Raw genomic sequence first — 26,379 nt, 5'->3', positions numbered from 1 at the left:
AGCCGGAAAGGGCCTGCTCCAATTGAGGCCGCTTCTTTTGCAGCTGCCCCTGGGCTATGGCGGCCAGTACTTTTGGATCGGCGGTCCCGGCGACAAGGGCTTCCAGCATCGCCCGGCCGGATTTACCCGTGATGTCCGAGGCTACTGAGGCGAGCTTGATGTTGGCCCCTTCCAGTGTCTTTTGCAGGCGGTTTACTTCGGCGCTCCGTTCCCGGATCAGTGTCTTGCGGTAGCGGACCAATTCGCGTAACTCGCGTTGCTCCCGGCCGGGAATGTAACTGCCGCGTAAGAGTCCGTGCCGCAATAGGTCGGCAATCCATTCCGCATCCTTGACGTCGGTCTTGCGCCCCGGAACGACCTTGATGTGTTGCGCGTTGACGACCAAAAGTTCGAGACTGTGACTCTCCAGGAGGTTATAAACGGGCTTCCAGTACACGCCCGTACTCTCGATGGCGACATGGGTTACGCCTCGTTCTTCCAGCCAATCGGCCAGTTCCAGGAGGTGAACGGTCATGGTCCCGAAGGTCCGGAGTTCCTTGCCTTCCGGGGTGATAACACAGGCCGTAAGACTTTGTTTGTGGACGTCTATACCGCAGCACCGTTCGTAAACAACCCGCATAATGTTACCCTCCTACAAATGTGTGGCAGAAGGCGCGGCGGTCGTGTGCGTTAAGAAATCTACCCTTCGTGCTCACCTTGAAGGCGGCGACAGTCAGTGGTGCTCCAACCGCCGGGATCCGTCTGCTAGTCGGACTCACAGTACCAGCGAGTGTCGATCTCGTTTCGCCGACTGCCATGGGAGCACTTCGGCACTGACACCCTTTTTCATTGTCTGTGGTGCTGCATTTTGAAGGATGAGGGTCTGCTAGCCCGTCGTAATCCCAACGTATAGCTGAAAACTGTCGATCGTTGTCGGAAAGTATTGGATAGACACTAGTAGGAATTTCGTCGAGTATCGAGTAAATGTAATCCCTGGAGGGGGTATTGGGATGCCTAGTCTAAAAACGTATGACCTCTTCATCAGTCACGTATGGCGGAACGACCAGAACTCAGAGTATTATCGCCTCGTTCGATTTCTCAAGGAAGCCTCATACTTTAAGTGGCGGAACTATTCTGTTCCCGAACACGATCCACTCGGCGCCAAAACTGATAAAGAACTCGAAGCGAAGTTAGATCTTCAGATAAAGCCAGTAAACTGTGTCCTTGTGTTATCCGGAATGTATGTTAATTATCGAAAATGGATACAGAAAGAGATTGAAATTGCTCAAAAATACAATAAGCCTATTATTGGAATCGTACCATGGGGTCAGGAAAGAATCCCGCAAAGTGTCCTTGATATTGCTAAAGTAATGGTCCGCTGGCAGACAAGTTCAATCGTCGATGCAATTCGAAGGTATTCATTATAAAATGATAAACAAGAAAGAAGACATTAAGGCCATTTTGCTTAGAGTTCCCCCCGAGTGTTATGGTAATGGTTATGATGCAGCCCTGCTTGACCAATATAAAATATACGTTGAGATGGCTGATCGCGTTAGCGCAAGACGAATGCTTGTTAATTCGTTTTTCTGGGAGCGAATACGGCAACCATTGGGCTTGCTGCACTACTACATAATTACCCAGGGTTAGAAGTTAGTCTCTGGTTACTGATTCCTCTAATTCCACTAGTTTTACTTTGCTATTTTTGGCAAAGACTGATCAATCAGTACAGACAACTGAACTCTGCAAAATATCACGTAATTACAGAAATTGAAGACTATCTCCCTATTGCACCCTACGCATCTGAGTGGGCTCTACTCAAAGCAGGAAAGAACAAGAAGCATTATCAGCCAATGACTAGGATAGAAAACTGTGTGCCTATAGTCTTTATTGTTCTCTATTCTCTTTTAGGTATCTTGCTCGTAGTTCAGCACTTCGCAGCCTATCTCGTGTGTATTCTATCGAAAATCGGAATTTAGTTAGCCTTGTGGCACCATTTCAGTGTCATTTATAAGAAGTGTACGGACACCATACTGAATTATTGATCAGACCATACAGGGTATGTTGTTGCTTGGCTTTTGTTAGTCCATAAGATGATGACACCACAAGACTATGAATTGTCAGCGCCGGGTTTAAAATGACCCAGTAGCGCCGAAAAAGAATTGACCCACCCCCCGGCGAAAGACACCTTCGACTGCAAAAGACGGAGGTGTCCAACAAGATGCTGGAGGGTGGGAAAGTGAAACAGATCATCGAGTTGCACGGCAAGGGCGAATCCATCCGTGCCATCACAAGGCTTCTTGACGTATCCCGGAACACGGTTCGTAGATACCTTCGGGAGCCGGGGATACCCAAACCGAAGCCCCGGGCGAAGCGGGGGTCCAAGCTCGACCCCTACAAAGATTATATCCAGAAGCGGCTTAGCGAGGGAGTGGACAATTGCGTCGTTCTGCTCCGGGAGATCCGGGAGTTGGGCTACACAGGCGGCTACTCCATCCTCAAGGAGTACGTTCACCCGTTCCGCCGATGGCGACGGAAGCCTGAAGTCACCGTGCGCTTTGAAACCAAGCCCGGCGAACAAGCGCAAGTCGACTTCGGCCGTTACCGCTACCTGACGCCGGACGGGACACCACGTCCGGACGGGACACCACGTTATGTCTGGGCTTTCGTCCTGGTGTTGGCCTGGGCGCGGGCCATGTACGTAGAGTTCATCCAGCGCGCCGACGTGGCCGGCTTCATCCGCTGCCACATCAACGGTTTTGCGCGGCTGGGCGGCATTCCGCGCAAGTGCCTGTACGACAACGCCAAGCTGGTCGTTCTTGACCGGGACGAGGCCGGGCAGCCTATCTGGAACAAGCGTTTCCTGGACTTCGCCCTGCGGCTGGGCTTTGACTGTTAGGGCTAACCTGAAACGTCCGAAAGCTGACGGGATTGCCTGACCGGGAGTTGCTGGATATAATGGCCATATCATTTAGAAAGGAAAGACGCCCCTGTTTGTTGTGCTACTGTGGTCAGCAGCAGCACCAGAGGCGCCCATCACCGTATGGTCATTGTAACAGAATATGAACTGATTGAGAACCCCGACAGGGGTGTTTTTTGTGAGGAGCGCGGAGCAGATTCCCTGTCCCTGCTGTAGCGGGCATTTAAGGGTAATTGGCAGCCGCCAACGGGGCTGTATCGACAGCCTCGGGGACAAAATCATCCTCATCATCCGCCGCCTTCGTTGTGTTGCGTGCCGTCGCATCCACCACGAACTGCCGGACATGCTGGTACCGTACAAGCGTCACATAAAGGATAGCATTGAGGCAGCCGTGGGCGGTGATCCGGCCCTTAGCGTCACAGCCGATGAATCCACCTTGTGGCGCTGGCGGAGATGGTTTTGGGCACTGGCTGCGTACTTCCTTGGCTGCCTCACCGCCCTCGCCGCCCGTTATGCGATAGCGTCTGTGGAAGGACGATCCACCCTTCCCCGGTCCGCGCTCCACAGGATCTGGCAGTTGGTAGGGGATGCCCCCGGCTGGCTGGCCAGAGTTGTCCGCCTGGTGGCCAATGCAAATCTTTGGGTACAGACCCGTTCGGCATTCCTGTCCTGACGGCTTTGGCATAGACTCGTGCTGAATTAACTTTAAGGAGGGTATTCAGCATGAGAGACCACCGGAAGGCCGAAGAAATCGCCACCCAGCGGATACAGCTTTTGTCCCCGCTGTTGGCGGAAGACGTGGATGCGGCCAAAGCCAGAAAACTTAAGGCCCAGATTTGTGCACAGACCGGGATATCCGAGCGTACCTTGCGCCGGTACCTGGCCCGGTACCGGGAAAACGGGTTCGGCGGCCTCAAACCCAAGGGCAAGGGTGAACGCCTGAACCAGGAGGCCATCCCGGCACACATCCTGGAGCAGGCCATCCTTTTGCGCCGCGAGGTGCCGGGAAGAAGTGTCGCGCAGATCATTCAGATTCTGGAGTGGGAAGGGCTGGCCGAACCCGGTCGGATCAAACGCAGCACCCTGCAGGAGAAACTGGCGGAGAAGGGCTACAGCGCCCGGCACATGCGTATGTACGCGGATACCGGCGTCGCCGCACGGCGCTACCAGCACCGGCACCGTAACCAGCTCTGGCACTCGGACATCAAGTATGGACCGTACCTGCCCATCGGCCCGGATGGCGCCAAGAAGCAGGTCTATCTGGTATCCTTCTTTGACGACGCCACGCGCTTTGTCATGCACGGAGAGTTCTATCCCACCCTGGACCAGATCATCGTCGAAAACTGTTTCCGGCAGGCGATCCAGAAGTACGGGGCGCCCGATGCGGTGTTTTTTGATAACGGTAAACAATACCGGACCAGGTGGATGATCCGGGCCTGCGCCAAGATGGGCATCCGGCTGCTGTATGCCAAGCCGTATGCCCCGGAAGCAACCGGCAAGGTGGAGCGCTTTAACCGAGTGGTGGACGCCTTCCTGGCCGAGGCGGCCCTGGAGAAACCGCAGTCGCTGGACAAGCTCAATGCGCTGTTCTGGGTCTGGTTGGAGGAGTGTTACCAGAACAAGCCCCATTCAGCCCTGGCGAACAATCAGAGCCCGGCTGCCGCTTACCGCAGTGACAGCAAGGCGGTCAGGTTTTTGGATGCTGAAACGATCACATGTGCTTTTCTGCACTGCGAGGAAAGGAAGGTCGACAAGGCGGGCTGCATCAGCTTCGCAGGCAAGAAGTACGAGGTCGGTCTGAATTTCATCGGTTGCAAGGTGGATGTCGTCTACGACCCGGCTGATACCGCCGAACTGACCATCGAGTACGAGGGGCATTCCCCCTGGAAGGCCAGGCAACTGGTGATCGGGGAACGGACAAAAGAGCGCCCGCATCTGCCAGAGCGCCTGCAGAGCCAGACTGCCGAATCATCCAGGCTCCTGTCTGCAGCAGCAAAGAGAAACAAGCAGAGGAGAGAGCAGCAGGCGCCTGCCGTCATCTACCGGACGGTACGCAAGGGGGAGGTCGGCGGTAATGTTTGAAGAATTCTACGGCCTCGCCCATACCCCGTTCACCCGCGACATTCCCACAGACCAGTTGTACCCGTCCGTGATGTTGGAAGAGACACTGGGCAGACTGGAACATGCCGCCAAGCGCCAACTGTTTGTTGTGTTCACCGGGGACAGCGGGACCGGCAAGACCACCGCCATCCGGCGTTTCAAGGATATCCTTGACCCGGCCCGGTTTCTGGTGATGTACCTGGCCGATTCCAAACTGACGCCCCGGCATTTCTACAAAGGCCTACTGGAACAGCTGGGGTGCGAAGCCAAGTTCTACCGGGGCGATGCCAAACGCCAACTGCACCGGGAGATCGAACTGATGCGGGGAGTTCATTCTTTGCAGCCGGTGGTGATCCTGGATGAAGCTCATTTGCTGGACAAGGAGATGCTGGAAGAGGTCCGGTTTCTCCTTAACTTCAAGATGGACTCCACAAGCCCCATGGCCCTTATCCTGGTCGGGCAGAGCGAGCTGCGGGAACGGCTCCGGCTCCAGGCCTACGCCGCCATCCGGCAACGTATCGACTTGCAGTGTAGACTAACCCACCTGGACAGAGCGCAAACCGGCGAGTATGTAAAACGGCACCTGGCATACGCCGGTGCGGACCGAGACATCTTCTCGGATGGTGCGTTGGATGAGGTCTTTCGTTTCTCGGCCGGGACCCCGCGGTTGATCAACAAGGTCTGTACCCATTGTCTGATCTACGGGGCGCAGAACGGCAACCGGATCGTTGATGACCACATGGTGAAACGGGTGATTCAGGGAGAGCTGATGTAGCTCTCCCTGCTCCGCCCGCCGATGACTGCCGGACAGCTGTCCCGTCAGTTCTTGGACAATTAACACCGTCTATCCCCGGACATTATAGGGTGGCAGTAACACTTTGACATCCAGCTTTGCCGGCCCTACCGGGCCAGAACCAAAGACAAGGTCGAGCGCGGCGTCGGGTACGTCGAAGGCAACTTCTGGCCCGGTGCCCGGTTTGCCGATCTTTGTGACCTCAACCGCCGGGTCCAAGTCTGGCTTGACACCGTGGCCAACGTCCGTATCCACGGGACGACCCGGGAACGACCGATTGACCGCCTGGTCGTCGAGCAGGCCCATCTGATGCCCCTGCCTGGTCCGGACAGACTGATACCCTTCCTGCGTGAGGAGCGCAAGGTAGGCCGGGACGGTTACCTCCAATGGAACGGCTCCTGGTATGGCGTCCCCTGGCAATGGGCCGGCCGACAGGTAGAGGTCCAGCCGGACGAGACCACGATCCAGATCTGGGCGGGGAACGAAAGGCTGGCCGTCCATCCGCGGGCCGTAGGGCTAGTCAGGTGGGATGTTATCCCTGTGCTATTTGATGAGTGAAGGCACGGCGTAGTCCCGAAAATAATCAGTTACCGTGTCTCGGGCAGAAGGTATACTGAGCGTAGGCCCAGCGGTCCCCTTCAATTGCGGCTTTCAAGGTTTCGTCTGTAGAGAGAACATTTTCAGCCGCTTCAGCTATAATGGCCCAGTTGACCATTACTGCAAAGTTAACCCGTTTACCGAAAGTCTACGCTAGAAAGTGCGAGCCAAGTTAATCAACCTCCAAATGGGCTTACAGGCCGATACTGGCAACCGTTGGCAGAGCAATTCTAGAATGTCCTTATACTCCCTGCGCAACTGCGGCCATGCGTGCATTATCATTGACGTTACTTCCACAAATGAAATGATGACCTTCTCATCTGTTTCCTGCCCTAGACACACGTTTAAAGCACACTCCAAAAGGCTGAGTCCAACCTCACGAGTTGACATAGCGTCAGCAATCTTCGGTGCTTGCTTCTCGGACTCGCTGCACCATGCGGCTACTTCTCGGATCTGTTGAATTAGGTGGGTTCTCAACTCCTCGTTCCGAATTGAGGCCATCTGAAATGTAGCTGCTCGCAAGGCAATAAGACCGCACTTTGCATCACGTTTATAAAGGTCAGTGTAGTCGGTACCCTTAAAAAGTTCCACCAGGCGGGGGACCACATCCTCATAAAGCGCACCCCACGTAAGTATATTGAGGACTATCGCCCACGCAACAGTGCTCGTTGGTTCAGCACCAAGGGTTTTCAAAGCGAGGTTTAGGGTGGAGCGAATTGATTTACTCGACAACAACTCAGCCTTCTCCTGACCAAGCAGGAATCTCAATGTCTGCCCCCTGTCGCCACCTAGGAAAGAACCCAGACCATCTCGACACCGAGTTGAATCTCGCAACATGGAAGGTGACGGCAATTGTACCTCTTCGGTGAGAACACAAGCCATAGCAACTAAGCGCTCTCGAATTTGAGGACTCATTAGGCGGTCAGCCAAATCTCCAAGGGCGTAAGCAAAACCGGAAAGGAGGAACGATGCGCGGTTCACTTGACGCGGGTGACTGACGTCAAACCAGTAACTCGGCTCGCGACGGAATAATTCGAGAGATGGATTGCCGGACAAGTTCCTGAATACTTCGGTAACCCATGAGGTAGGTGCTCCTGCACCGATAACCATGGTATACAGGAAATGTGCATGTGCCCAAACCATAGCTAACCGGATATGGTTGGACAGACCACCAGCCGACCACGCACTGGTTTCGGCTTCGGCCCAGTCCAAAACAGCCTGGAAGGCGTCGAATTCAGCTGCGCCAGTGTCTCCCAGCATACGAACCATAATGCGGCGTGCCAGCCGTAAATACCGCTTCTCACTACAAACCGTTAGAATCCTCAACAAATGTATCCTCGACAAAGGCGAGCCGGTCGACTTCAGGAGTGCCTTCACAAGTTGATGGCGTTCCGAGGGGTCGAGACGCTGGACCCTCTGTACGAGAGTCAGGGGCAAAGGCATCGGCAAAGCGCAGAACCTTTCAAGCGCATTGATCAGTTCACTCTCTTTAAGCAATTCCTCGGCAGCCTGGTACAACGACTTTTGAAACTCTTCACCGTCCCCGGTATTCGGAGGAAGTCTGAAATACCAGCAGAGCCGGTCTGCAGAGGGTAAGCCTAAATCACTTCTGGCTAACGCATGGCGCCTATGCACAGCCTCCTGCAGGCGTTGATAGTAAGCACTAACAGAAGCTTTCCGCCACCGCTCTGCTTCCTCGAGCCGCCGTAGAGGGTCTTGCAATGTGGCGATTTCTGCTACCACTTTGTTAAATTCTTCAAGGGAACAGTCAAACCATTGACGGTTCCGTCGAAGCGCCGCCTCTCTTTCCGCCGGATGTTCACGTAGGAGTTCAAATATCTCATCCCTGACTGGAACCGGTCGAGAATTCCAAGGATGAATAACAACACAAGAGAATGGACTATCGGTATCCGGCTCAAATACCGCCTCTCGCTCAGTTGGATCTAACGGTTTGGCTGTACTGGGGCGGCCATTGATCACTTCTATCGCGGCTCGAACGAATTCGTTTATTTCGAATTTCACCCGGCCGATTTCCACTACCGGGAAAACCCTAATTCCTATGCTGGCAATAAACTCCTGGTCACGATTCAACTCCTCCCTCAGAAGGTCCGGAAGGTCCTCGTAAAAGCGTTGAACGACATATTTCCAGGCGAATTCCATATCGCCGTCCAGCGGCTCGTCTAAACGGTTAAGCATTTTCTTGAGCACTTCCGCAACTGCCGCTATAAGACGCGGCTCGGCTGTAAAGCGGCTTCGGAGTACACGAGTTTCCAACCACGCGAAATACTGGGGGCGGGCACTATATCGCCGACGCCTATCTCTAGCTCCTAAAGATAAACCTGCCAATAACAAGTCAACTATTCCCAAGGCTGCTATGTATATATCTTCGTTCGGGAGGGTTAGTCCAATTAGTGAGGCACGAGCCAAATAATCTAGATAGAGGGATTCCATAATCCAGTCTGCCCGCGCTTGGCATGCTTCGAGGTCAGCATCGGCCGTTTCCCATAGTGATATTATCGCATCTGTGACTTCCCGGCCAAGGTTCAAGACAAACGGGATTTCTCCGGGGTTGGCCTGGCCTCCGACTGGGCGTTGTAGCACAGCCCCATTCGCCAGACAATTAGCTACGTAGCGCCGAAGAATGGCGAGTTGCTGAGTTTCCACTACCCTTCCATTCTGCACCCGGGCTTGCATCAAATGATGCAAGATTTCAGAGGCACGCAAGGGTATAAAGCGCACATTAGCCGCACGCAGCCTTGTGAGCAAACCAAAGTATTCCTTCTTATCAAGCCTGCCGGCACCGAGCAGGACGTCTAACACTTCCGTAATTCCGATAATTGGTACTCCGCCGTCGCGGTGCCGGTAACTGGTCAGGGCCCGGTCATCCGCCCAAATAACATCCCCTGGTTGGGGCTCAAACCGAAGTAATGAATAAAGACTGTCTAGCTCTAACGTCATTTCAATCTCTTTATCGCTGGGTTCTCCAGGCCCAACAGTCGGAATGACTTCGTACACCCCGTTTCTAAATCCGCGACTTATTTTATCGATAATGCTCCCCAACCAATTCGATAGCTCCTGCGCCGTCTCATATTCTTGTAAGGCAGCCTCAATGCGTCTCGCTTCTTCGTCTTTAATGACAACGTCAAAGCGGTCGCAAACTAGTTCAATCAATCCAGCTTCTGCTAAGGTCTCGGGAATTGTGGTATCTAGGACCAACGTTTTATGTTGAGCGGGCACGACCTTGACATCCGCACCAAGCCCCTCCGTTCCAAGGGCGTCCAACGCCCTGAAATACTCATCTTCAGAAAGCGGCCCGAACTGCCTGAGCGACTCCACCACCGCTCTGCAATTAATCAATGTCATCCCTGCATCTTCGGGTAGTGCCGTTGGAGGCCCAGAAAGGTCTCGTTTTCTAAGCGGAAGGAAGTCCACTAAATAGCCATCATTTTTTCGAGCATATTCCCACAAGGCTACCCATTCAGAGCCTAACTCTTGGACCAAAATCGAGTCGGCTTCAGATATCTTAGGAGGGTCAATGGTTCTTATCTTAGATTCACGAATGAGGTCAAGGATACGGCGGTAGGCCGTAGCGCGAGAGGGCTGATGCGGCGTGACTTTATCTCTCATAGCAACAAGTGATGGAACGAGCGAGGCAGGAATCTTAATCGGTCTAAATACCTCCTCAACTTTCTCTAGGACTTCAAGGTGAGCCGCAAGAAGGACGGCGGTAACATCCATGTGCAGACGCCATTGAGTCACTGGTTTGTCGGTCTCCGACCCGATGGTTCTACCGCCATGGCGACAGAACAAAGGCAGACACTCATAACTGCAAAGACGCTCTTCGTTCTCGAGTAACCTTGTATGATACATTCCGGCTAGGGGAATACTAAGTGCTTCTGCTACTAGATGGACAGGGATCCTTCCGTTCCGATACAACTCATCTACTTTACTTAAGTTCTCGCGTTGCTGGTCAATAGTGGCCACTAAGTCCTCGATAGACTTCTTCTGGATTCCTCCTTTAGCCTGTTCCCCAAGGTCAACCATCCTTTTGACAAGGGGGCCCATCTCTGCATCTAACCCCAGCTGATATCCCAAGGCAACAGCTTCGCCAACCAGTTCATCCGGAAGACAGGGAGAGTTGGCTGCCTTTCTCCAAAGTGACACGGCCAAATTTTGATCGTCCCACTGAACGAGACGCGCTAAGCGCAAGCAGTGTTCCGGAGCGGAATCGGACCGCGACTCGATCTGCCGAGCTACTAATGCGACACCCTTCAAATCGCCCAAAGAAAAGTAAAGCTGAGCCAGGGCCAGGAGGTTAGGAATAGCGGGATCGCTCCGCGCTAACTCCTCTGCTTCGATTACTGCACGAGCCAAAATACCGAGCAGCCGCTGACATTCCACCCTAATCCGCCCCAAATTGGCCGGTAATTTTGAATCTGTGAAATAACGCTGGAACCTATCAAGTAGGGTGAGACATTCCGCGTAGTGGCCGGCTTTGAACATGGCTTGGGCTGCCAGTTCAACGGCGTCTGCAGTGCCAACATGGTTGACCAACTCGGCTGAACGATGCGCCACGTAGGTCCAGTCTCCCAGGTGGGCTTTTATCTCGCAACAATCCAGCAGAAAAACACCGTCCCTAGTATCAGAAAAACAACGCTCAAGGTAGTCAATAAGTGACTGCCAGTCACCTTTTTCCGATGCCCGCGCTCGAAGAGCAGTAATTTTGGCAATGCGTGCGTAGTGGGGATCCTTCAGTGAATCCGCCATTTTTAATGCTTCATCTGACTTACCGTCAACAACCAAAGAACGGCACTTCCAAATGGCCCAAAGGTCCTCCGCGTCATTCTGCTCGAAGATACTTCTGGTGTTACCAAGCAACTCCAAGGCCTTCGACCCCATGCCATTTGAAAGGTAAAAGCTCACAACGATAATAACGTGAAGGAGACTAGCCCGTCCTTCCCTGATGAGGTCCTCAAACGCTGTCAAACTAGCAGTCAAATCAACTGCCATATTGCGGTTAATGGCCCAAGCGACAACGTAGGCATTAGATGGGTCATCTTCTAGCACGGACCGACAGTAATTCAGTGCTTCGTCCTGAAGGCGGGGATGATTTGCCACGGAGGCCAACCTCCAGGCCTGGAGGCGGCGCCGCTCCTCCACATCCAATTCCGCAGCTCCCAAAAGTGAGGCAAAAAGCTGGGAAGCACTCTCGAGATATTGTAGGCTCTCGTTGTCGCGACGAATGAGCGGCCAAGCTACAGGTTCGGGCCACGCTGGGATACCACGCGGTATCGCCAGAGCAGACATCGCGCTGTAATAATAAACCATGGCCGACGCCATCTGAATTGAGCGCCAGTTTGGCTCCCTGTTAAGAGCCTCTTGGGCGTCCATCCTGGCCTGAGCGAGGTTTCCAAGACAGAGGTTCAAAAGGGACCGAACTCGATAGGTTTCTGCATTTGGGACAAACTGGCTCATGATGCGCTCTATAACCTGGGAGCACTTATCATTCTCGTTCATCTCCAGGAGCAGAGCCGCTATTAAATTCAAAGTATCGACATCTTCTTGCCCTTTTAAGGTTTGGACCGCTGCCGCAGCGCCTTTCTCTCTATAGGTTATTAAAGCTTTTAGCCTCAATCCTTCAATAGAAGCACAAAGGGCATCTGCTTCCAGTGCTAGTTGTTTCACATGGGAGAGGTCAGCCTTTTGCTCCAGTTCTATGCTGGCTTCAAAACGTAACAAACGCGCCCGCAAATCAGCGGGAAGGGCTAGCCAAACATGGGTGTCGTTTTTGACATTTCTTACCCATTGCAAGGCCTCAGTAAGCCTACCTTGTCGCCATAATGCTCTCATCCGTTCGAGTTGAGACTGAATTTCACTGGCCAAGCGGCCCGATAAGTACGTTAGCTGGTGCGAGAGAATCTCAGAAATGACTACGGTTCCCCGGCTCTGAGTGACTAACGGCACAGCAGTAGGACCACAAATATAGGATACCCAATAGTCCGCGGGAGAAAAGTACCTGCAGACGATGTTTGGATTAGGCGCCAACTTCATAGTTAAGACTCGGCTATGCCACACTTCGTACTCTATACCAAATTCTTTAAAACGCTCTTTTTGGTGCAAGACTTCCTCTTGCTGCTCCTGCCTGTCCAACGGACAAGAGACAAATAGAATGAACCTCTTCACGCCCTTATTTTTCCAGTGATCCCAATGGTTAAAGAACTCATCCGAAGCTCGCACGATTTCCTTAGCTGAGAATTGTTGGTATTTTTTGCATTGACCTACCTCTATACCACCATCACGTCGTTGGGCAAGCAGATCTATACCGTATTGCGACTGTCCTCGAGTCCCATATATACTACATGATGTGATTTCCGGCTCAGTTTGAAAAAGGTCACAGCACATATCTTGAAAGAGGTACTCATCCAGTTGATGGTACGGAGGCTGCTCCCCTTGCCTAATCCCGGGTGGCAACATGGACAATTTAACCTCCTGAGGACATTAACTTTTAACTCCAACTGCCAAGCTCATAACATTAACCTGAAATTCTCTCCATGAGGCTTGGAGTGCCGGTATTCGGTATTTGACAAGACTGAGTATTGAGAGCGGGCTGGCGCCGAGACAATCAAGGCTGAGAAGAATAAACCTTCTACACAGACGGCCTAAAGCAAAGTTTGTCTTATCAGAGGGATTTAACGCCAAAATATGGAATTGACCGGAACGCCTCACTTTACTAAGGAGAATTCTATGCATTAGTAGGTATGTTTCCAGTTTTAGCGGCATGACATCCTCGTTTGTGTCACCATCAACAACGCCGACCGCCCGCAGGCCCATCTGCCGGGCAGCGTTCGCCAGCCTGAGGACGTTCATATAACCGCCATCCCCTGTGGCACCAGCGCTAATAATACATACGCCTCGGGTCGCCGGCAGGAACTCACCAATCTCTTTGAAGAGACGGATGGCTAACGCGTGCAAGGCGGCAAAGTCATGTGGTCCCTCCACCACTATGACGGAGCGATAGCTCAGAGCAGGTAGGAGGTTTCGATGCCAGTGCTTAAGAACAATCGCCTCCGATTTAGTGGTTGGTGATCGAAACTGACAAGCAAACCGAGAACCGTCGCGTGCTCGGCCCAGGCGGACAACTTGTTTAGACTCGAAGATCTCTGCCACTGAATGCAGCCTAGTGGTAACTCAGACCTGCCCTGCCAGGCGTCGCATTACCGATGCCAGATGAACTGCGGATGCTGGGTCAAGCCCATCGCCCAGGTCGTCAACAGCGAGAATATTGCGCGAGCCCGATAGAGCAAGGGCCTCAGCGATCCTGAGGAGAGAAGCAATGGTTGATCCATGGCGCCACGCCGGTAAGATGCCGGCACCATTGTCGAGGTCAATCGCGGGTCCTAAGGAGCGCATAAGTCCGCTCAGTGATCCTCCCTCAGGGGCTAACCGAAAAAGTTCACTCAGATCCTTTCCCTCGATGCGGAGAAGGTCCCGCACCGGTGCGAGCACCTTTTGCATGGCAGTTTTAACTTGCTGAGAGTTGCTAAACTGCTCTGCCGACATGGCCACTGCCTGGACGTATTGCGCAATTGCGGTCGCAAAATCATCGCCGTCCGATTGCTCAATGATCCGTCGGAATGGGCTCCGCGGACTGAGGTCTAGTAGCCTCCCCGCCCCCAAACGTAGATGAGTAAAGCCGATTTGCTCCACCTCTCGCCGCCGTGCATACGTGTATGTACCCGTTTCGGGGTCTGAAACCTTGGGAAAGTAGACCCACTCTTCGCAACGCTCATCCTCGGGCAGCCAATGCGTACGATACTCGATGCGTAGCACCCACTCGTACCTGGCCTCGTCAAGCACCTCCGGGGATTCGCTCTCGGGAACCAACTTGTTCTCTGCAACATCCCACAGTTCTAAATAGTCAAGGAAACGTTATTCCAAGTCTGTGCCGAGTCCGCCGATTGTTAGCCCTATGACGATGGGTCGAGAAGTATCCTTTTGATAAAAGTCAAGCTCAGTCGTCGTCCTTGTCCTCGCCGCATCAGTATCCAGAACCCGCGAGAGTGCCTCAATAACGTCTGATCGCCCGGCTCGAGGTTCTCCCATGAGAACAACGTGTCCCTTAGGCTTTAGGGTCAGCTCAGAGAAGCCCCGGAATTGTCGGATTCTTAGTTCCCGAATCTCCATATCCTCACCCCTAAATTCGTCCTTTCAGTAACGCCTTTTAACTTCTGCACCTTGCTAAATAAGACCTCAACACCGCCTTAAACAGTGGGCCATGATTGGGTATCTTTAAATGCAATAACTCATGAACTATGACTTCGGCCCGAAATGCGGCCGGCTTGCGCAAAAGCTCGGGATCAAAGGTAAGCCGACCATTGCTTGAGCAACTGGCCCATTTGTTTTTCATCACCCGGAGCTGGATCTGTTTGGGTTCCACACCGATCCGCTTGGCCCAGGCGGCCACTTCCGCCCGAAATACCGCTTCCGGGATCACTTCCTCAAGCTGGTCCAGGGAGGCAAGAGAAGGAAACAAGCTTTCACCTGCTACCAGACTCCTCACCTTCTAGCCCCCTTTAAAAGGCTCAAAATGCTGTCCACCAGAGTCTTCATTTCCTTGACTGCTGCTCCTTTAAGATTCTTGTAAAGCTCAAGCCGAATATTCCGTTCCTGTTTTTCGCTGTTGTGCCAGTAGGGAAAACGTTCAAATGCCTGTGCCATATTAAGAGCCACGGTTTCAGCGCCCTTAACCTTTTGCCGCTTTAGGAACCAGTACACGGCATAAGGTTCCGGAGCCATCATTTTTTCGGCCCGCTCTTTTTCCGCCGCCACATACTCATCTATTAATTCCTGCAGGCGCTTCAGCGCTTCCTGGGTGGTTAACTGCCGCTCCTGGTAAGCCTGGGCGATTCTCTCGGCCATCTCTCCGATGGAAAGGAGGTAAGGCGCCTGCTTGGCTCTTTCTGCGACCGCTTCGGTGATGCTTTTTAGAAGGTTAAACACCTTGACCGTATAGGGAGCAGTGTCCTCGGCCAGCTTCTCCAGGGTGTGTTCGGTAATTTCATAGATGTCCACCGCATCTTTGATGGCCCCCGGCGGAGTGTGCTCCTGTACAAGCCGGGCTGTCTTCCGCATTAGCTCTTTGTCTAAAGGGACTGTCTCCGTCGACCGGAGAAGACGGTATAGTCTGGCCAACTGGTCATAGTCATCCAGATAGTCTCGGAGAAACGGGTCGGGGGAAAGGATTTCATAAAGGTTAGCCAGTTCTTTAAAGAAACTATAGTATTCCTGTTTTTTTTCTTGGCCCCGGAAATGTTCCAGGGCTTTGTCTGCTGCTTTGTCATAACTGTAATTTTCAATAATGGACAGGTAATCCTTTCTAGCGACGGCCATCATTTCCGCAAAACGTTCTTTTAACAGGTCGAGGTGCTGGATGGTCCCTTCCACGTCGCGGGAATCAAAGGCCAGGGCTTTCTCCAGGTTTTCAAAGATACCCACAAAGTCCAGGACAAAGCCGGCCGGCTTCTGGTGGCCTTCTTTATCCTCATAGGGCCGGTTAACCCGGGCAATGGCCTGCAGCAGCACATGGTCCCGCATGGGCTTGTCCAGGTACATGCAATACAGCACCGGAGCATCGTAACCGGTAAGCAACTTCTCGGTGACAATGAGAATTTTAGGCAAGGATTCCGGGTCGGCAAAGGCTTTACGGATTCTCTTCTCTTCGTCCTCGGAAAGATGATGACGTGCCAGGTGAGGTTCATCATTGTGCCCCCGGCTGATCACCACCGACGAGTATTCAGGCGGCAGATGTTTGTCCAGAGCTTCTTTATACAAAACACACGCTTCCCGATCTACTCCCACCAAGAAAGCTTTATAACCCAGCGGCTCCACGTATTCCCGATAATGCCGGGCCACATAGGCGGCTATCCGGTCGATGCGCTCCCGGTTCTTGAGCATATTCTTTAAGGTAACGGCTTTCTCCAAGATCTTATTCAGTTCCTCAACGTCACTGACTCCTTCAGCGTCAGCGAGATTCAAGAATTCTTCATCCAGTGTCTCCCGGTCCACCCGCAGGTCATTGGGAGCCAGGGCATAGTGCAGCGGCACCGTCGTCCGGTCCTCTATGGACTCGGCGATGCTGTACTTGTCCAGGTAGCCCTGGGGGTCTTCGCAGCCAAACACTTTAAAGGTCCCTTTGCCGTGGGCCGTGCGGTCAATGGGGGTGCCGGTAAAACCGATGTAGGTGGCGTTGGGCAGGGCACCCATCAGGTAGTTGCCCAGGTCGCCGCCGGTAGTACGGTGGGCCTCATCCACCAGGACAAAAATATTGGAGCGCAGGTTAAGGTCCGCCGGCATGTCGTCGAATTTATGGATCATGCTCACGATCAAACCCCGCCGGTCGGAAGCTAAAAGTTCTCTTAAGTGGCGCTTACTCCGAGCTATTTCCACCAGGCCCAGACCGCAGGCGGATAGGTTACCAAAAAGCTGCTGTTCCAGCTCGTTGCGGTCCACCAGCATGAGCACCGTGGGGTTATCAAAGCGGGGATCTTCAATGAGCTTTTTAGCAATGGTGATCATGGTGTAGGTCTTGCCCGAACCCTGGGTGTGCCAGACCAGCCCCCGCTTTTTGGCCGGGTCGGCGGCGCGGTTTAGCACCCGGCCAACGGCCCGCATCTGGTGGGGGCGCAGGATAACCTTGCTCAAAACGTCATCCTTACGGGTGAACATGATAAAGTCTGTCAATACCCGCAAAACCCGCTGGGGATGGATGAAGTTTTTCACCAGGGATTCGAAATCCTGGCTTATGCTTTCGTCCCGCCAGTTGAAAAGGTTTTTACGGCTTAAGCTCCAGCTGGCTCCATAGTAGAAGCGGACCAGGTGGGTGAGGTTACATACCTGCAGGAGGGCCATGAATTCCGGGGCCTCGCGATGGTAGCGGCGCAGCTGGTCTAAGGCTTTGGCGATGCCCTCGATCTCGCTGGTGGACTTTGTTTCCACCACCAGCACCGGAAACCCGTTAACCAAGAAGACAATATCGGCCCTGATGGTATAGGTGCCATTGGTATAGCTAAACTCATCGGAAACCTGGAAGACGTTAGCCCGCCAGTTGTCCAGGTCCATAAGGCGGATGTTGCGCTCCCTTGTTTCTGTTTCCACATAGACCGAACGCAGGCCCTTTAAGTATTCCCAGGCCTGGAGGTTCCCTTCAATGGTGGGCGGCACCCGCTCCAGCCGCTTTAATACCTCTTCGGCCCGCAGATGATCCATTACGCCGGGGTTTAGTCTCTGGAGCTGGCTGATGAAGACATCCCGGACCACCAGCCCGCCCACACCGCCGCGCCGGAGCTCCAGCTCAGATGGGGCGACATACTGCCAGCCCGTTTCACTGGCGTAGCGGATGAAGGGATTTTGAACCGTGGCCCGTTCACCGCCCAGGGGCATCGACATTCACCTCCAGGGCTTTAACCCGCACCTTGCCGGTCATGAGGTTGTATAAAAGCGTTTTGAAGAGGGCATCTAAGGTATTCTTCCGAATTTCTTCTGCTTGGATTTTATGATCAACCGAACTCAAAATGGCAACGATTTTTTGCTGTTCATTGATGGTCGGAATTAATACAGGGAATGTCTTGAGTTTAGTAGTATTTATACAGGCTAAATGCGTCGTTCGATGTGCAACACTAAGAAAATATGATTTTCCATAATGACTTTGTATTAAATAAGCAACGAATTCAGGTAACAAAATTCTGCGATTAACTCTTATAGCAAAAATATGATTTTGATGAACGCAGTTTTGAATTCCACCACGCCATATAAAACCACGACCTAGTTTATCAAAGTCCCCGCCTTCCGTTAAAACCACATCTCCCGGTTCGAGTAAATAGCGTTTTACTTCAGATTTTCGAATTTTAATATACTTAATTTCTGATAAATCAAGATATCCATCCTGAACATTTGCGACCCGCAGATAAGGTACCTCCAATATGTCGCTTCCTTCCAATTTCCGGCCTTTTGCTACTCCGGTTTGAACAAAAGCACATTCACCAAGCGGAACAATATCCCAATGTTCCGGAACCGGGCCGATTTCGGTTTCCTTCAGGGAGACGCGGTCAATCTGGTCAACAGGTACCGGGCCATAGGTGAAGAGGTGGCGCATAAGCGACCGCTTTAATTCCCGGACGGCGGCGATGATCCTGTCCTGCAGTTCGATAGCCCGCTGGATGGTGGAAAGGACATGGGCAATTTTGCGCTGCTCGGGGAGGGGTGGGAGGGGGATATATTCATTAGATAAGAAATCGTTTAGTTTGAAGTTCCTAATTCCAGTAGTACGTTTTTCATATAAACGAGTGGCTCCTTGTGAATAAAGATATTGCCAATAGAGTTCAAAAAATGCTGGATAGCATTTAGACTGTAGACGGAGAAGCTTCACAAAGTTGCTAAAGCAAATAGGTAGACTACACCTATCTAAGAGACGCTTCGTTATCATTAACACCCGACCAGTGGGCTGATCTTTACTGCCCCCAGAAAGTTCAACAAGAACGTCCCCAGCAAAAACATTCCGCTTTTCTAATTTCTTCGGACTCAGAAACCGTACCGGTATCCCTGTTAAACTACCTAGCGATGCTTGAGGAAAATCAGTGCCTCGAATGACATAACAAGGAATGTAACCTTTTATTTGCTTTTCACTACCCCATTCTCCTGATACTATATCGATGACTAAATCATCAATCCTTACAACATCCCACTCCTCCGGCAGCACCCCAATTTCCGTCTCCTTATATCCCTCCATCACCTCACCAACTTCCTTACCCATTCAGCCAACCCCCAAAACCTAACTTGCCCAGGATGTCATTCAGTTCCTTATCTACCGCCTGCCGATCTTCTTCCACTTCGGCCAGCTCGACCAGGATTTCCTCCACCGGCCGGTATTCCTCTTTCCCGTTGGTGGACACGTAGCGGGAAGGGCTGAGGTTATAATCGTTGCGGGCCGCTTCCTCGGTACGGATTATTTTGCTCAAGCCATCCTCTTCCCGCCAGTCCCGGTAAATCTCATAGATTTGTTTTATATGCTCGTCGGCCAGGTAGTTCTTCGGGCGCCCTTTGGTAAATAGCCTGGATGCGTTAATTAATAGAATTTCCCCCGGATGTTTTTTGGCTTTATTGATCACCAGGATAATGCCCGGGGCGGTGGTGTTATAAAACAGGTTCTCCGGCAGCAGAATGACACATTCCACCAGGTCGTTATCAACGAAGACTTTCCGGATGTCCCGCTCCCGGTTGGAGCCCTGGTTGCCGCTGCCCCGGGAAACGGAACCGGTGTCTAAAACAACGGCCATCTTGCCGTTTTCTTTCAGGGAGGCAAACATGTGCTGGATCCAGCCCCAGTCGGCACTGGAGGCCAGCGGGATACCGCCAAACTTAAACCGGTCAAAGGGGTCTTCTTCATATATGGAAAGGGGGAACTTCTGGTTCCACATGGGATTGGCGGTCACCTTATCAAAAACACGCAGGGAACCATCGGGGCTGGTAAAGGCCGGCCGGGCCATTGTATCCCCCAGGCGGATTTCGGCCTCCAGATCATGGATGAAAGCGTTCATTTTAGCCATGGCAAAGGTGGTAAAGTTAATCTCCTGGCCGTAAATCTTGACCGGGGCGATCTGGCTATCAGTCCCATATGCTTCCCGGTAAGCCAGCACGCTTTTGATTAAAAGACCGCCGGAGCCACAGGCCGGATCGTAGATTTCATCACCTGGTTGGGGGTCCAGGATATAGGCCATGAGCCAGGTCACTTCCCGGGGGGTATAGAATTCGCCGGCGCTTTGCCCCTGACCCTCGGCAAATTTACGCAGCAAGTATTCATAAGCCCGGCCCAGAATATCGGCCTCCACGTCTTTTAATCCCAACCGGTAACGGGAGAGGATCTGTACCAGATTAAAAAGGCGGTCGTTGTCTATAATTGGCTGGCCGGCTGCCCGGGCGTTATAGTCGACGTGTTCAAAGATGCCCTGCAGTTTGGGATTCTGCCGGGCCACCGCCCGCACGGCATCGGTGAGATATTCCCCGATGTTCGTGGTCTGCCGGGCAATGGATGACCAGCGGGCAATCTGGGGGATGTAAAACCTGACCAGCTCGTGATCTTCATCTACCTGCTCCAGTGATTCTTCTACACTACCAAAGATCTCGTCGGCCAGCCTGGCCACTTCATCCCCAAAAACGTCGGAAAGGCGTTTTAAAAAGATCAGGGGTAATATGTAATCCTTATACTTCGGGGCATCTACCGGGCCACGAATGACACAGGCCGCTTCCCAAAGCCAGTTCTCCAGGGTACTAAGGTCTAAACCATTGTTCTCCGTCATAAGCCTTCCTCCGTTCTCCAAGGAAAACTACGTAGCTTAACTTCTGTAAACATTCTCAAGCGAAATGTCAATCCCAGGGCATTGAGTTATCTATCCTAACTGATGCTACCGACAGCCTTTCTTAAGGATGTTCACTCGGCGTAACGTAGCGTTTGGCAGTTAATCGACCCCACTAAACAGTGGTTATATGGCTAATCCGGAGATGGCGATCACCCAACTGCACGCAGACACCGATCTCTTACAGTTGGTTTTTTTGACACCAACTATCCAAAACCTTCCGGATCGAGTTCCTTCCCAATGTAGTTTTGAATCAAAACGGCCCCACATAGGTCCTTGTCACCCGAGCACGACGATGGCCCAACCGCGCAGCAGTGTCCTTCTCAGCATCTTCCTTGCTCATGCCGCTGGTAAGGCATTCAGCATAATGCTCTTGCGCGTCGGTATATCGCAGACCGTGGCAGGTCAACGCGACCTGCCGGGGCTGACAATTTTGGCGAATAAAGTCTTGAATTTTTTTGGTAACCTGGTGGGCCTTTCGATCCGCAGGTACAAACAGCTTGGCGCCGCGGGGTACTCGATGCTTTGCCCGAATTAAGGCCGCCCTGGCGGCTGGTGTAAGAGGAACCCAACGTACCAACCCGCCTTTGCCCGTGACACGGAGTCTGCCCTCTGCTAGAGCACGTTCGGCATCAGCGCGATAAAGCCTCACCACTTCGTGTATGCGCAGGCCCAGTTCCCGTGCTAGGATAAGTACATCAGCTATCCATTCCTCATTTCTGCTCTCAGCGACCTTGACCATCGCCACAAAATCTTCGTCATTCCACGAACGATCACGGCCTTTAGGCCGCGGATCCACACCCAGAGCTTCGTTATCCTGCGTTAACCGATGGCGGCTGGGAGTTTGATCATGGTAGAAACGAATCGCGGCCAGTTCAGTACGAATATAGTTAGGCCCGCGTCCTTTCTCCTTCAGGTACGCCACGTAGGCGGCGATGTGCTTGTTGGAAATATTTCTTATATTTTGGAGCTTAAACTCGCTTGCAACGAAAGACAAGAACCTCAACATCGCTGCGTGGTACCTGCGCCGCGTTGTGATACTACCCTGTCTAGCATGTCGGTGAATCTTATTCAATTGCTCGATAAGTGACTTGTAAGACATCCTCTAACACCCCTTAAGGACATAGTCCGGGCATGGTTCAGGAGGGCCGTTTCGTTCGTTATTCTCCTGAATCAGGTGCTGTTACGCTTGGAAGCAGTGTTTTTGGAACTGCCTTCTCGTCGTGTTTCCAGTGAACCGTTGAGCACATCGCCGCATTACGAGTTCTAATTCACTCGCCGGGCCGACTTCTGCCCACGCGGCCGGCGGCCGGCATAGCCACGTCCAATGGGGACGCCTGATGCATCACTTACATCAGAGCCGCCGTCTGGGCCGGGGAGGATGGAGGATAGTGCTGCGTTCCCCGGCTGTTTTCCAGCAGTCGTCGCTTCGGCCCGGCACCCTGCTGAGCAGTACCTGTGGCCTTTCCTGAAAACCGCAAGAAACTTAGGGTAAACTTAGTGTCGCCCTCCGCAGCTCAGGGCCAGGGGGACCGAACTTATGTCAGCCGGAAACATAGGTGTCCCGGCAAAAGCGGTAGTCAGTGGACGGCCTGCTCACAGCAACCGTCCCAGTTAACTTAGCCTTGGAGACTCCTCATCACGCGAGGATTCTCAGTCGCTGGCAACATAAACTCTTTAGAACCTGGACGGGCGGCCTTGCGTGCTAACAAAAAACCGAGTAGAAACTCCTCGGACATTGGCCCGCCAGCCACTAAGTCCCACAGCCGACGGGCCTCGCCGTATACCGAATCAACACTGTCCGTAGTCGAAACACCGGAGTGCTCTACGGGTGGCGCAAGTTCAACGCGCTCCTCTCGTTCCTTCTGCAGTGTGATCGCATCGTCATATAGCTGAATTGCACTGCGGAGACGCTCAATAGTTGAATGCATGTAAACCTGGGTGACGGAAGCAGGCCTGTGCCCCAACAAAAGCCGTACGTCTGCTTCGGAGTAGCCGCGCAATGCAAGCTGGCTGGCCAGGTTGTGCCGGAACCCGTGCGCGGTAACCAGTCCGCCGTTCCTCTTGAGGTTCGCGGCTTCCGCCGCCCTGGCAACAATCTCTTGAAATGCGTCTGGGCTAAGCCGAGCGCCTCTCTTGGATACCAAAACCGGCCCCTCTTTCAGTCTGAGGGGTGTCAGCACGGAAAGTACCGAGCGGCAGAGAGGGACGTCCCGGTCCCTGAGATCGGGCAGGCCTTTCCGGGCCGAATTCTTACTGTCGTACACTGTCAACAGAGCCCGTTCCAGGTCCACGTGCGCCCAATCGAGTTTCAACAACTCCGAGCACCGAAGCCCCGTGAATACCAAGAGCATTCTCAGCGCATCCAGGATATCATTGGAAACAGTGCGATAGCTTATATCCGCCTGAAGGAACCGGCGCACTTCCTCATCTTCGAGCACGATGTCTCTTGTAGTCTGCGGCCGCGGCTGAAGCCTGACTGCAGCTACCGGGTTCTTGCCAACCCATCCCTGCATCACAAGAAAGGTGAAGAGGGAACTGAGCGCGTTCCGGCGCCGGTGTAGTGTCGTCAGCTTCAGGCCCCGTCGCCGTAGCAGCAGCAGATAGTCGTTAACGTGGGCTGTGGTAACGTCCTTGGCTTCCCGCAACCCCCTGGCTGACGCGAAGCGAAGGAAGTCGCGGAAATCACACTCATATGCCTGGACCGTGGCAGCCGACATCCCACGGAGGCTGGTGCAAACATCAAAGTAGGTTTTTATGGCCTCGTCGAGGGTCACTGTCGCCACCTACCCCGGTAACCTTGATAGCAGTCCCCACGAAAAGCAAAAAGGCCGCAACAAGCAGGTCTATACCCGCAGTGCTGCGGCCTTTCGATCATGCCGAAAAGCCAGTTCCTTTACGAATGCACCCCGCCGGTCATGCCAGCCGGGTGAGAAACTACTTCACTTGATTTGATTCTACAATAGTACCAGGCGATGAGTCAACACCGATGGAAGAATTTTTTGCGCCTGGCAGGAATACCCCAGGCGGTGTCGAAGACCAAACGGTAAAGAACAGCTCCATAACTCCTGCATATTCCCTGAGGTGCAAACTCCGCTGTAACCCTTCTCCGAGCCGCAAAATAAAAGGCCAAACCACGGGTTATGCCGCAGTTTGGCGCGGGTGAGCAGGCCTGTAAGCCGAGTTCTGTCGTGGATGGTCATCTATCTGGGACGCCTGTTGCCAGACGCCTCTAGCGACCTAACCCGGGAACGGAGCGGGCCACTCCATCGTCCCCCTATTCGGTCTTGCTCCGGGTGGGGTTTACCTAGCCGGCCAGTCGCCTGACCGCTGGTGCGCTCTTACCGCACCGTTCCACCCTTACCCATTGAGAAGTGAGATGTGAGAAGTTAGTCGTGACCTCTCACTTCTCACTTCCCAACAGGCGGTACACATTTCTGTGGCACTTGCCTTGGGGTCGCCCCCACTGGGTGTTACCCAGCACCCTGCCCTGCGGAGCTCGGACTTTCCTCAGCCGCTCAAGCGGCCGCGACCATCTGGCCTACTCACCCGCGAATTATATGTTATCACTTATTCTGTCGAAAAACAAGAAGCCCCGCAGGCAGGGCTTATCTTCTGGACTTTTTACGGTACCCGCTGCCAAGGATTTGCGCCAGCCTATCGGCCTCGTCGATCAGTAATCTTAATTGCCCCAGGGTTTGCCTGGACAGTGGGAAGCTTTCCCGCTCCACCTGCTCCACAGCCAACTGCGCCCAGCCACGTATGGCCGTCAAGCAGTCGATGGCCTCTTCAAAGACTTTCCGGTCCGCACCCGGCCTCGTATGCATCACCGGGCGAAGACCGTAATGTTTGCCGTTTGAAACAATCTCCATATACCTGATATCCAGCAGATACAAGAGTTTCAGGGCGGTCGAGACCCTGGGGTCGGTCTTCCCGCTTTCGATATCGCTCACCGTAGACTGGGAAATACCAGCCTGCCGTGCTAGGTCTGCCTGAGAAATTCCCCGATCCATTCTAATTTTTGCTATACTTAAACCAAAGTTCATCGTTATCACCGATAATATGTTATCGTTGCCAACTATAGCAGTGCAAACCAGGCTGCTCCCGGAATGGCCAAAGTATTTTCCCATTAACCTTGTTTTCGCAGTTTTGCTGTTATTTCCATACTTAACCAATACTATCGCTAAACCGATAAAGGATTTAAAATAAGAGGGTAGATTTGTACCTGCAAGAAGACCGACGTGTAACTTAGGAGGATGTTTATGGATATTGGGTCCCGCCTTCGTGAATTACGCAAAGGCCTAGGGGTCAGCGGCAACGCCTTGGCCCGCATGGCCGGCGTGGCACAATCAACGATCAGTGAGATCGAATCGGGCCGGACTGTCCCCAGCATAAATGTCCTCAATAAGCTTTGCCGGGCGATGGGCATCACTCTCGGCGACTTCTTCGCTCCCGAAAGCACCCATCAATCATCGCTGCCTCCCGAGTTCCGCCGTCTGTTAATGCTCGCGCAACAGCTGGAACTCCATCAGCTCGAGATGATTTGCCTGGTAATCGAGGCCATGCTGGAACAGAAAAAAGCCGGAGCACAATCGATGGCCGCGGAAAGTACCTCTCTCTATCCGGATATTAAAGAGGAGTTAAAAAAGAAGAACAAATAGAACGGCCCCCGGTTCCGGGGGCCTTAAAAATCACTAATGTAGCTTATCGCTCTTGCTCCTTCGGTTTTATCCCTCAATCGGGCACTGAACCTCGGTGACGTACTGCGCATGGTGGCCACTACAGGTACATAAAAGGGTCCCGGCCGGTCGTGCTGACGACGAACTCCACATCCAGGCGGGAGGCGCGGCAGCGTTTCTCCAGGTGATCTTTAAGGGGCTCGAGGATAACGCGCTCGCTCGGATAATGACCGGGATCCACGAAGTTCATCCCGGCGGCCAGGATATCCTGGGCCACATGGTATTTGATGTCCCCGGTAACAAAAACGTCCGCTCCGGCAAAGGCAGCCTTCGACCAGAGGTCCCCGCCCGATCCCCCGCAGAGGGCCACTTTCTTGACGATACGGTCCTGCGGGCCCCCGGCGCGCACGGCGGGCAGTTCCAGGACGGTCTTGACGTCGGCGACGAAGGAATAAAAGCTCTGCGGTTCGGGCAGCCGGCCGATCCGGCCGAAACCGGGAGGGTCGTCGGTCAACGGGACGCTGTCCACCAAGCCCAACCCTTTGGCCAGGACGGCATTGACGCCCTCTTCGGCGGCGTCCAGGTTGGTGTGGGCCGAGTAGACATTGATGTTCTCCCTTACAAGCCGGGCAACGAGGGCTCCCGCCGGCAAGTCGAGGCGCAGGTTTTTGAAGGGACGATGAAACAGCGGGTGGTGACTCACGATCAACTGGGCACCGATCCGGACTGCTTCTTCAACGGTCCGCTCATCGATGTCGAGGGTCAGCAGTACCTTGGATACAGCAGCTTTAGGGTCGCCCAGTTGCCAACCGGTATTGTCCCCTTCCATGGCCAGGGTTTTGGGAGCCAGTTCTTCGATAAACGTTACAATCGACGCACATTTAGCGCTCAACAAAGCACGCTCCT

General features: G+C 53.2%; 21 protein-coding genes and 1 other RNA gene. 8 read left to right on the top strand and 14 right to left on the bottom strand.

Annotated features, from left to right (window positions below; genetic code table 11):
- Positions 1-619 (bottom strand): IS110 family RNA-guided transposase (locus tag ACUM6F_RS03900; protein ID WP_445348433.1); only part of this gene is annotated, 619 nt, incomplete at its 3' end.
- Positions 620-989: 370 nt separating this feature from the next.
- Here ACUM6F_RS03900 and ACUM6F_RS03895 point away from each other — a divergent pair.
- From ACUM6F_RS03895 to ACUM6F_RS03870, 6 genes are all read left to right on the top strand, one after another.
- A complete protein-coding gene (locus ACUM6F_RS03895; protein WP_445348432.1) occupies positions 990-1,406 on the top strand; it encodes a TIR domain-containing protein in 417 nt (138 codons plus the stop codon).
- 159 nt (positions 1,407-1,565) lie between these two features.
- Positions 1,566-1,955, top strand: coding sequence for a RipA family octameric membrane protein (locus ACUM6F_RS03890; protein ID WP_479684210.1), 390 nt, complete (start codon positions 1,566-1,568; stop codon positions 1,953-1,955).
- A 260-nt stretch (positions 1,956-2,215) separates the two neighbouring features.
- Complete coding sequence (gene istA / locus ACUM6F_RS03885; RefSeq protein ID WP_445348431.1) at positions 2,216-2,875, top strand: IS21 family transposase; 660 nt, start codon at positions 2,216-2,218, stop codon at positions 2,873-2,875.
- 199 nt (positions 2,876-3,074) lie between these two features.
- The gene (locus ACUM6F_RS03880; RefSeq protein ID WP_445348430.1) at positions 3,075-3,569 is read left to right on the top strand and encodes a DUF6431 domain-containing protein; all 495 of its coding nucleotides are present in this window, start codon (positions 3,075-3,077) and stop codon (positions 3,567-3,569) included.
- A 50-nt stretch (positions 3,570-3,619) separates the two neighbouring features.
- Positions 3,620-4,978: a DDE-type integrase/transposase/recombinase gene (locus ACUM6F_RS03875; RefSeq protein ID WP_445348429.1), complete on the top strand. Its 1,359-nt coding sequence runs from the start codon at positions 3,620-3,622 to the stop codon at positions 4,976-4,978.
- Positions 4,971-5,771, top strand: a complete 801-nt coding sequence (locus ACUM6F_RS03870; protein ID WP_445348428.1) for an ExeA family protein — start codon at positions 4,971-4,973, stop codon at positions 5,769-5,771. The genes ACUM6F_RS03875 and ACUM6F_RS03870 overlap by 8 nt, the downstream gene beginning before the upstream one ends.
- 69 nt (positions 5,772-5,840) lie before the next feature.
- Here ACUM6F_RS03870 and ACUM6F_RS03865 read toward each other — a convergent pair whose 3' ends face one another.
- A complete protein-coding gene (locus ACUM6F_RS03865; RefSeq protein WP_445348427.1) occupies positions 5,841-6,044 on the bottom strand; it encodes a hypothetical protein in 204 nt (67 codons plus the stop codon).
- Between ACUM6F_RS03865 and ACUM6F_RS03860 the strand changes: the two genes are divergently transcribed.
- A complete protein-coding gene (locus ACUM6F_RS03860) occupies positions 6,024-6,347 on the top strand; it encodes a Mu transposase domain-containing protein (RefSeq protein ID WP_445348426.1) in 324 nt (107 codons plus the stop codon). The genes ACUM6F_RS03865 and ACUM6F_RS03860 overlap by 21 nt on opposite strands.
- Before the next feature lie 192 nt (positions 6,348-6,539).
- Here ACUM6F_RS03860 and ACUM6F_RS03855 read toward each other — a convergent pair whose 3' ends face one another.
- The 11 genes from ACUM6F_RS03855 to ACUM6F_RS03805 all read right to left on the bottom strand — a co-directional run bounded on the left by ACUM6F_RS03855 (position 6,540) and on the right by ACUM6F_RS03805 (position 24,840).
- Complete coding sequence (locus ACUM6F_RS03855; protein ID WP_445348425.1) at positions 6,540-12,860, bottom strand: tetratricopeptide repeat protein; 6,321 nt, start codon at positions 12,858-12,860, stop codon at positions 6,540-6,542.
- A 24-nt stretch (positions 12,861-12,884) separates the two neighbouring features.
- Positions 12,885-13,553, bottom strand: coding sequence for an OLD family protein (locus ACUM6F_RS03850; protein WP_425620001.1), 669 nt, complete (start codon positions 13,551-13,553; stop codon positions 12,885-12,887).
- Between the two features lie 762 nt (positions 13,554-14,315).
- Positions 14,316-14,570: a DUF2813 domain-containing protein gene (locus tag ACUM6F_RS03845; RefSeq protein ID WP_425620002.1), complete on the bottom strand. Its 255-nt coding sequence runs from the start codon at positions 14,568-14,570 to the stop codon at positions 14,316-14,318.
- 37 nt (positions 14,571-14,607) lie between these two features.
- Complete coding sequence (locus tag ACUM6F_RS03840) at positions 14,608-14,946, bottom strand: M48 metallopeptidase family protein (RefSeq protein ID WP_426377354.1); 339 nt, start codon at positions 14,944-14,946, stop codon at positions 14,608-14,610.
- The gene (locus ACUM6F_RS03835; RefSeq protein WP_425620003.1) at positions 14,943-17,825 is read right to left on the bottom strand and encodes a type I restriction endonuclease subunit R; all 2,883 of its coding nucleotides are present in this window, start codon (positions 17,823-17,825) and stop codon (positions 14,943-14,945) included. The genes ACUM6F_RS03840 and ACUM6F_RS03835 overlap by 4 nt, the downstream gene beginning before the upstream one ends.
- Positions 17,809-19,194, bottom strand: a complete 1,386-nt coding sequence (locus ACUM6F_RS03830) for a restriction endonuclease subunit S (protein ID WP_425620004.1) — start codon at positions 19,192-19,194, stop codon at positions 17,809-17,811. Before ACUM6F_RS03830 ends, ACUM6F_RS03835 begins: the two co-directional genes overlap by 17 nt.
- On the bottom strand, positions 19,187-20,737 hold the full coding sequence (locus ACUM6F_RS03825) for a type I restriction-modification system subunit M (protein ID WP_445348424.1): 1,551 nt from the start codon (positions 20,735-20,737) through the stop codon (positions 19,187-19,189). Before ACUM6F_RS03825 ends, ACUM6F_RS03830 begins: the two co-directional genes overlap by 8 nt.
- Positions 20,738-21,047: 310 nt before the next feature.
- Entirely contained in the window at positions 21,048-21,791 is a 744-nt protein-coding gene (locus ACUM6F_RS03820; protein WP_445348423.1) for a tyrosine-type recombinase/integrase, read from the bottom strand.
- A gap of 622 nt (positions 21,792-22,413) precedes the next feature.
- Entirely contained in the window at positions 22,414-23,580 is a 1,167-nt protein-coding gene (locus ACUM6F_RS03815; protein ID WP_445348422.1) for a tyrosine-type recombinase/integrase, read from the bottom strand.
- Between the two features lie 373 nt (positions 23,581-23,953).
- Positions 23,954-24,342, bottom strand: an RNA gene (gene rnpB, locus ACUM6F_RS03810) — RNase P RNA component class A.
- Positions 24,343-24,402: 60 nt separating this feature from the next.
- The gene (locus ACUM6F_RS03805; RefSeq protein WP_445348437.1) at positions 24,403-24,840 is read right to left on the bottom strand and encodes a helix-turn-helix transcriptional regulator; all 438 of its coding nucleotides are present in this window, start codon (positions 24,838-24,840) and stop codon (positions 24,403-24,405) included.
- A gap of 216 nt (positions 24,841-25,056) precedes the next feature.
- On the opposite strand from ACUM6F_RS03805, the gene ACUM6F_RS03800 reads away from it, so the two are divergent.
- Positions 25,057-25,455 (top strand): helix-turn-helix domain-containing protein, encoded by a 399-nt coding sequence (locus ACUM6F_RS03800; RefSeq protein WP_425620014.1) that lies wholly within the window; start codon positions 25,057-25,059, stop codon positions 25,453-25,455.
- 118 nt (positions 25,456-25,573) lie between these two features.
- Here ACUM6F_RS03800 and ACUM6F_RS03795 read toward each other — a convergent pair whose 3' ends face one another.
- Complete coding sequence (locus ACUM6F_RS03795) at positions 25,574-26,365, bottom strand: Nif3-like dinuclear metal center hexameric protein (protein ID WP_425620015.1); 792 nt, start codon at positions 26,363-26,365, stop codon at positions 25,574-25,576.
- Positions 26,366-26,379: the final 14 nt, after the last annotated feature.

The sequence above is a fragment of the Desulforudis sp. DRI-14 genome (genome assembly GCF_052618305.1).
The sequence above is the reverse complement of the archived record's forward strand: the minus strand, read 5'-3'. Positions and strand labels throughout refer to the sequence as shown.

What these genes read in the sequence shown, in the direction of transcription:
- ACUM6F_RS03805 (WP_445348437.1), bottom strand. Translation starts at nt 24,840, where the DNA reads ATGAACTTTGGTTTAAGTATAGCAAAAATTAGAATGGATCGGGGAATT.
- ACUM6F_RS03855 (WP_445348425.1), bottom strand. Translation starts at nt 12,860, where the DNA reads ATGTTGCCACCCGGGATTAGGCAAGGGGAGCAGCCTCCGTACCATCAA.
- ACUM6F_RS03870 (WP_445348428.1), top strand. Translation starts at nt 4,971, where the DNA reads ATGTTTGAAGAATTCTACGGCCTCGCCCATACCCCGTTCACCCGCGAC.
- ACUM6F_RS03835 (WP_425620003.1), bottom strand. Translation starts at nt 17,825, where the DNA reads ATGCCCCTGGGCGGTGAACGGGCCACGGTTCAAAATCCCTTCATCCGC.
- ACUM6F_RS03825 (WP_445348424.1), bottom strand. Translation starts at nt 20,737, where the DNA reads ATGACGGAGAACAATGGTTTAGACCTTAGTACCCTGGAGAACTGGCTT.
- ACUM6F_RS03800 (WP_425620014.1), top strand. Translation starts at nt 25,057, where the DNA reads ATGGATATTGGGTCCCGCCTTCGTGAATTACGCAAAGGCCTAGGGGTC.
- ACUM6F_RS03875 (WP_445348429.1), top strand. Translation starts at nt 3,620, where the DNA reads ATGAGAGACCACCGGAAGGCCGAAGAAATCGCCACCCAGCGGATACAG.
- ACUM6F_RS03895 (WP_445348432.1), top strand. Translation starts at nt 990, where the DNA reads ATGCCTAGTCTAAAAACGTATGACCTCTTCATCAGTCACGTATGGCGG.
- ACUM6F_RS03830 (WP_425620004.1), bottom strand. Translation starts at nt 19,194, where the DNA reads ATGGGTAAGGAAGTTGGTGAGGTGATGGAGGGATATAAGGAGACGGAA.
- ACUM6F_RS03845 (WP_425620002.1), bottom strand. Translation starts at nt 14,570, where the DNA reads ATGGAGATTCGGGAACTAAGAATCCGACAATTCCGGGGCTTCTCTGAG.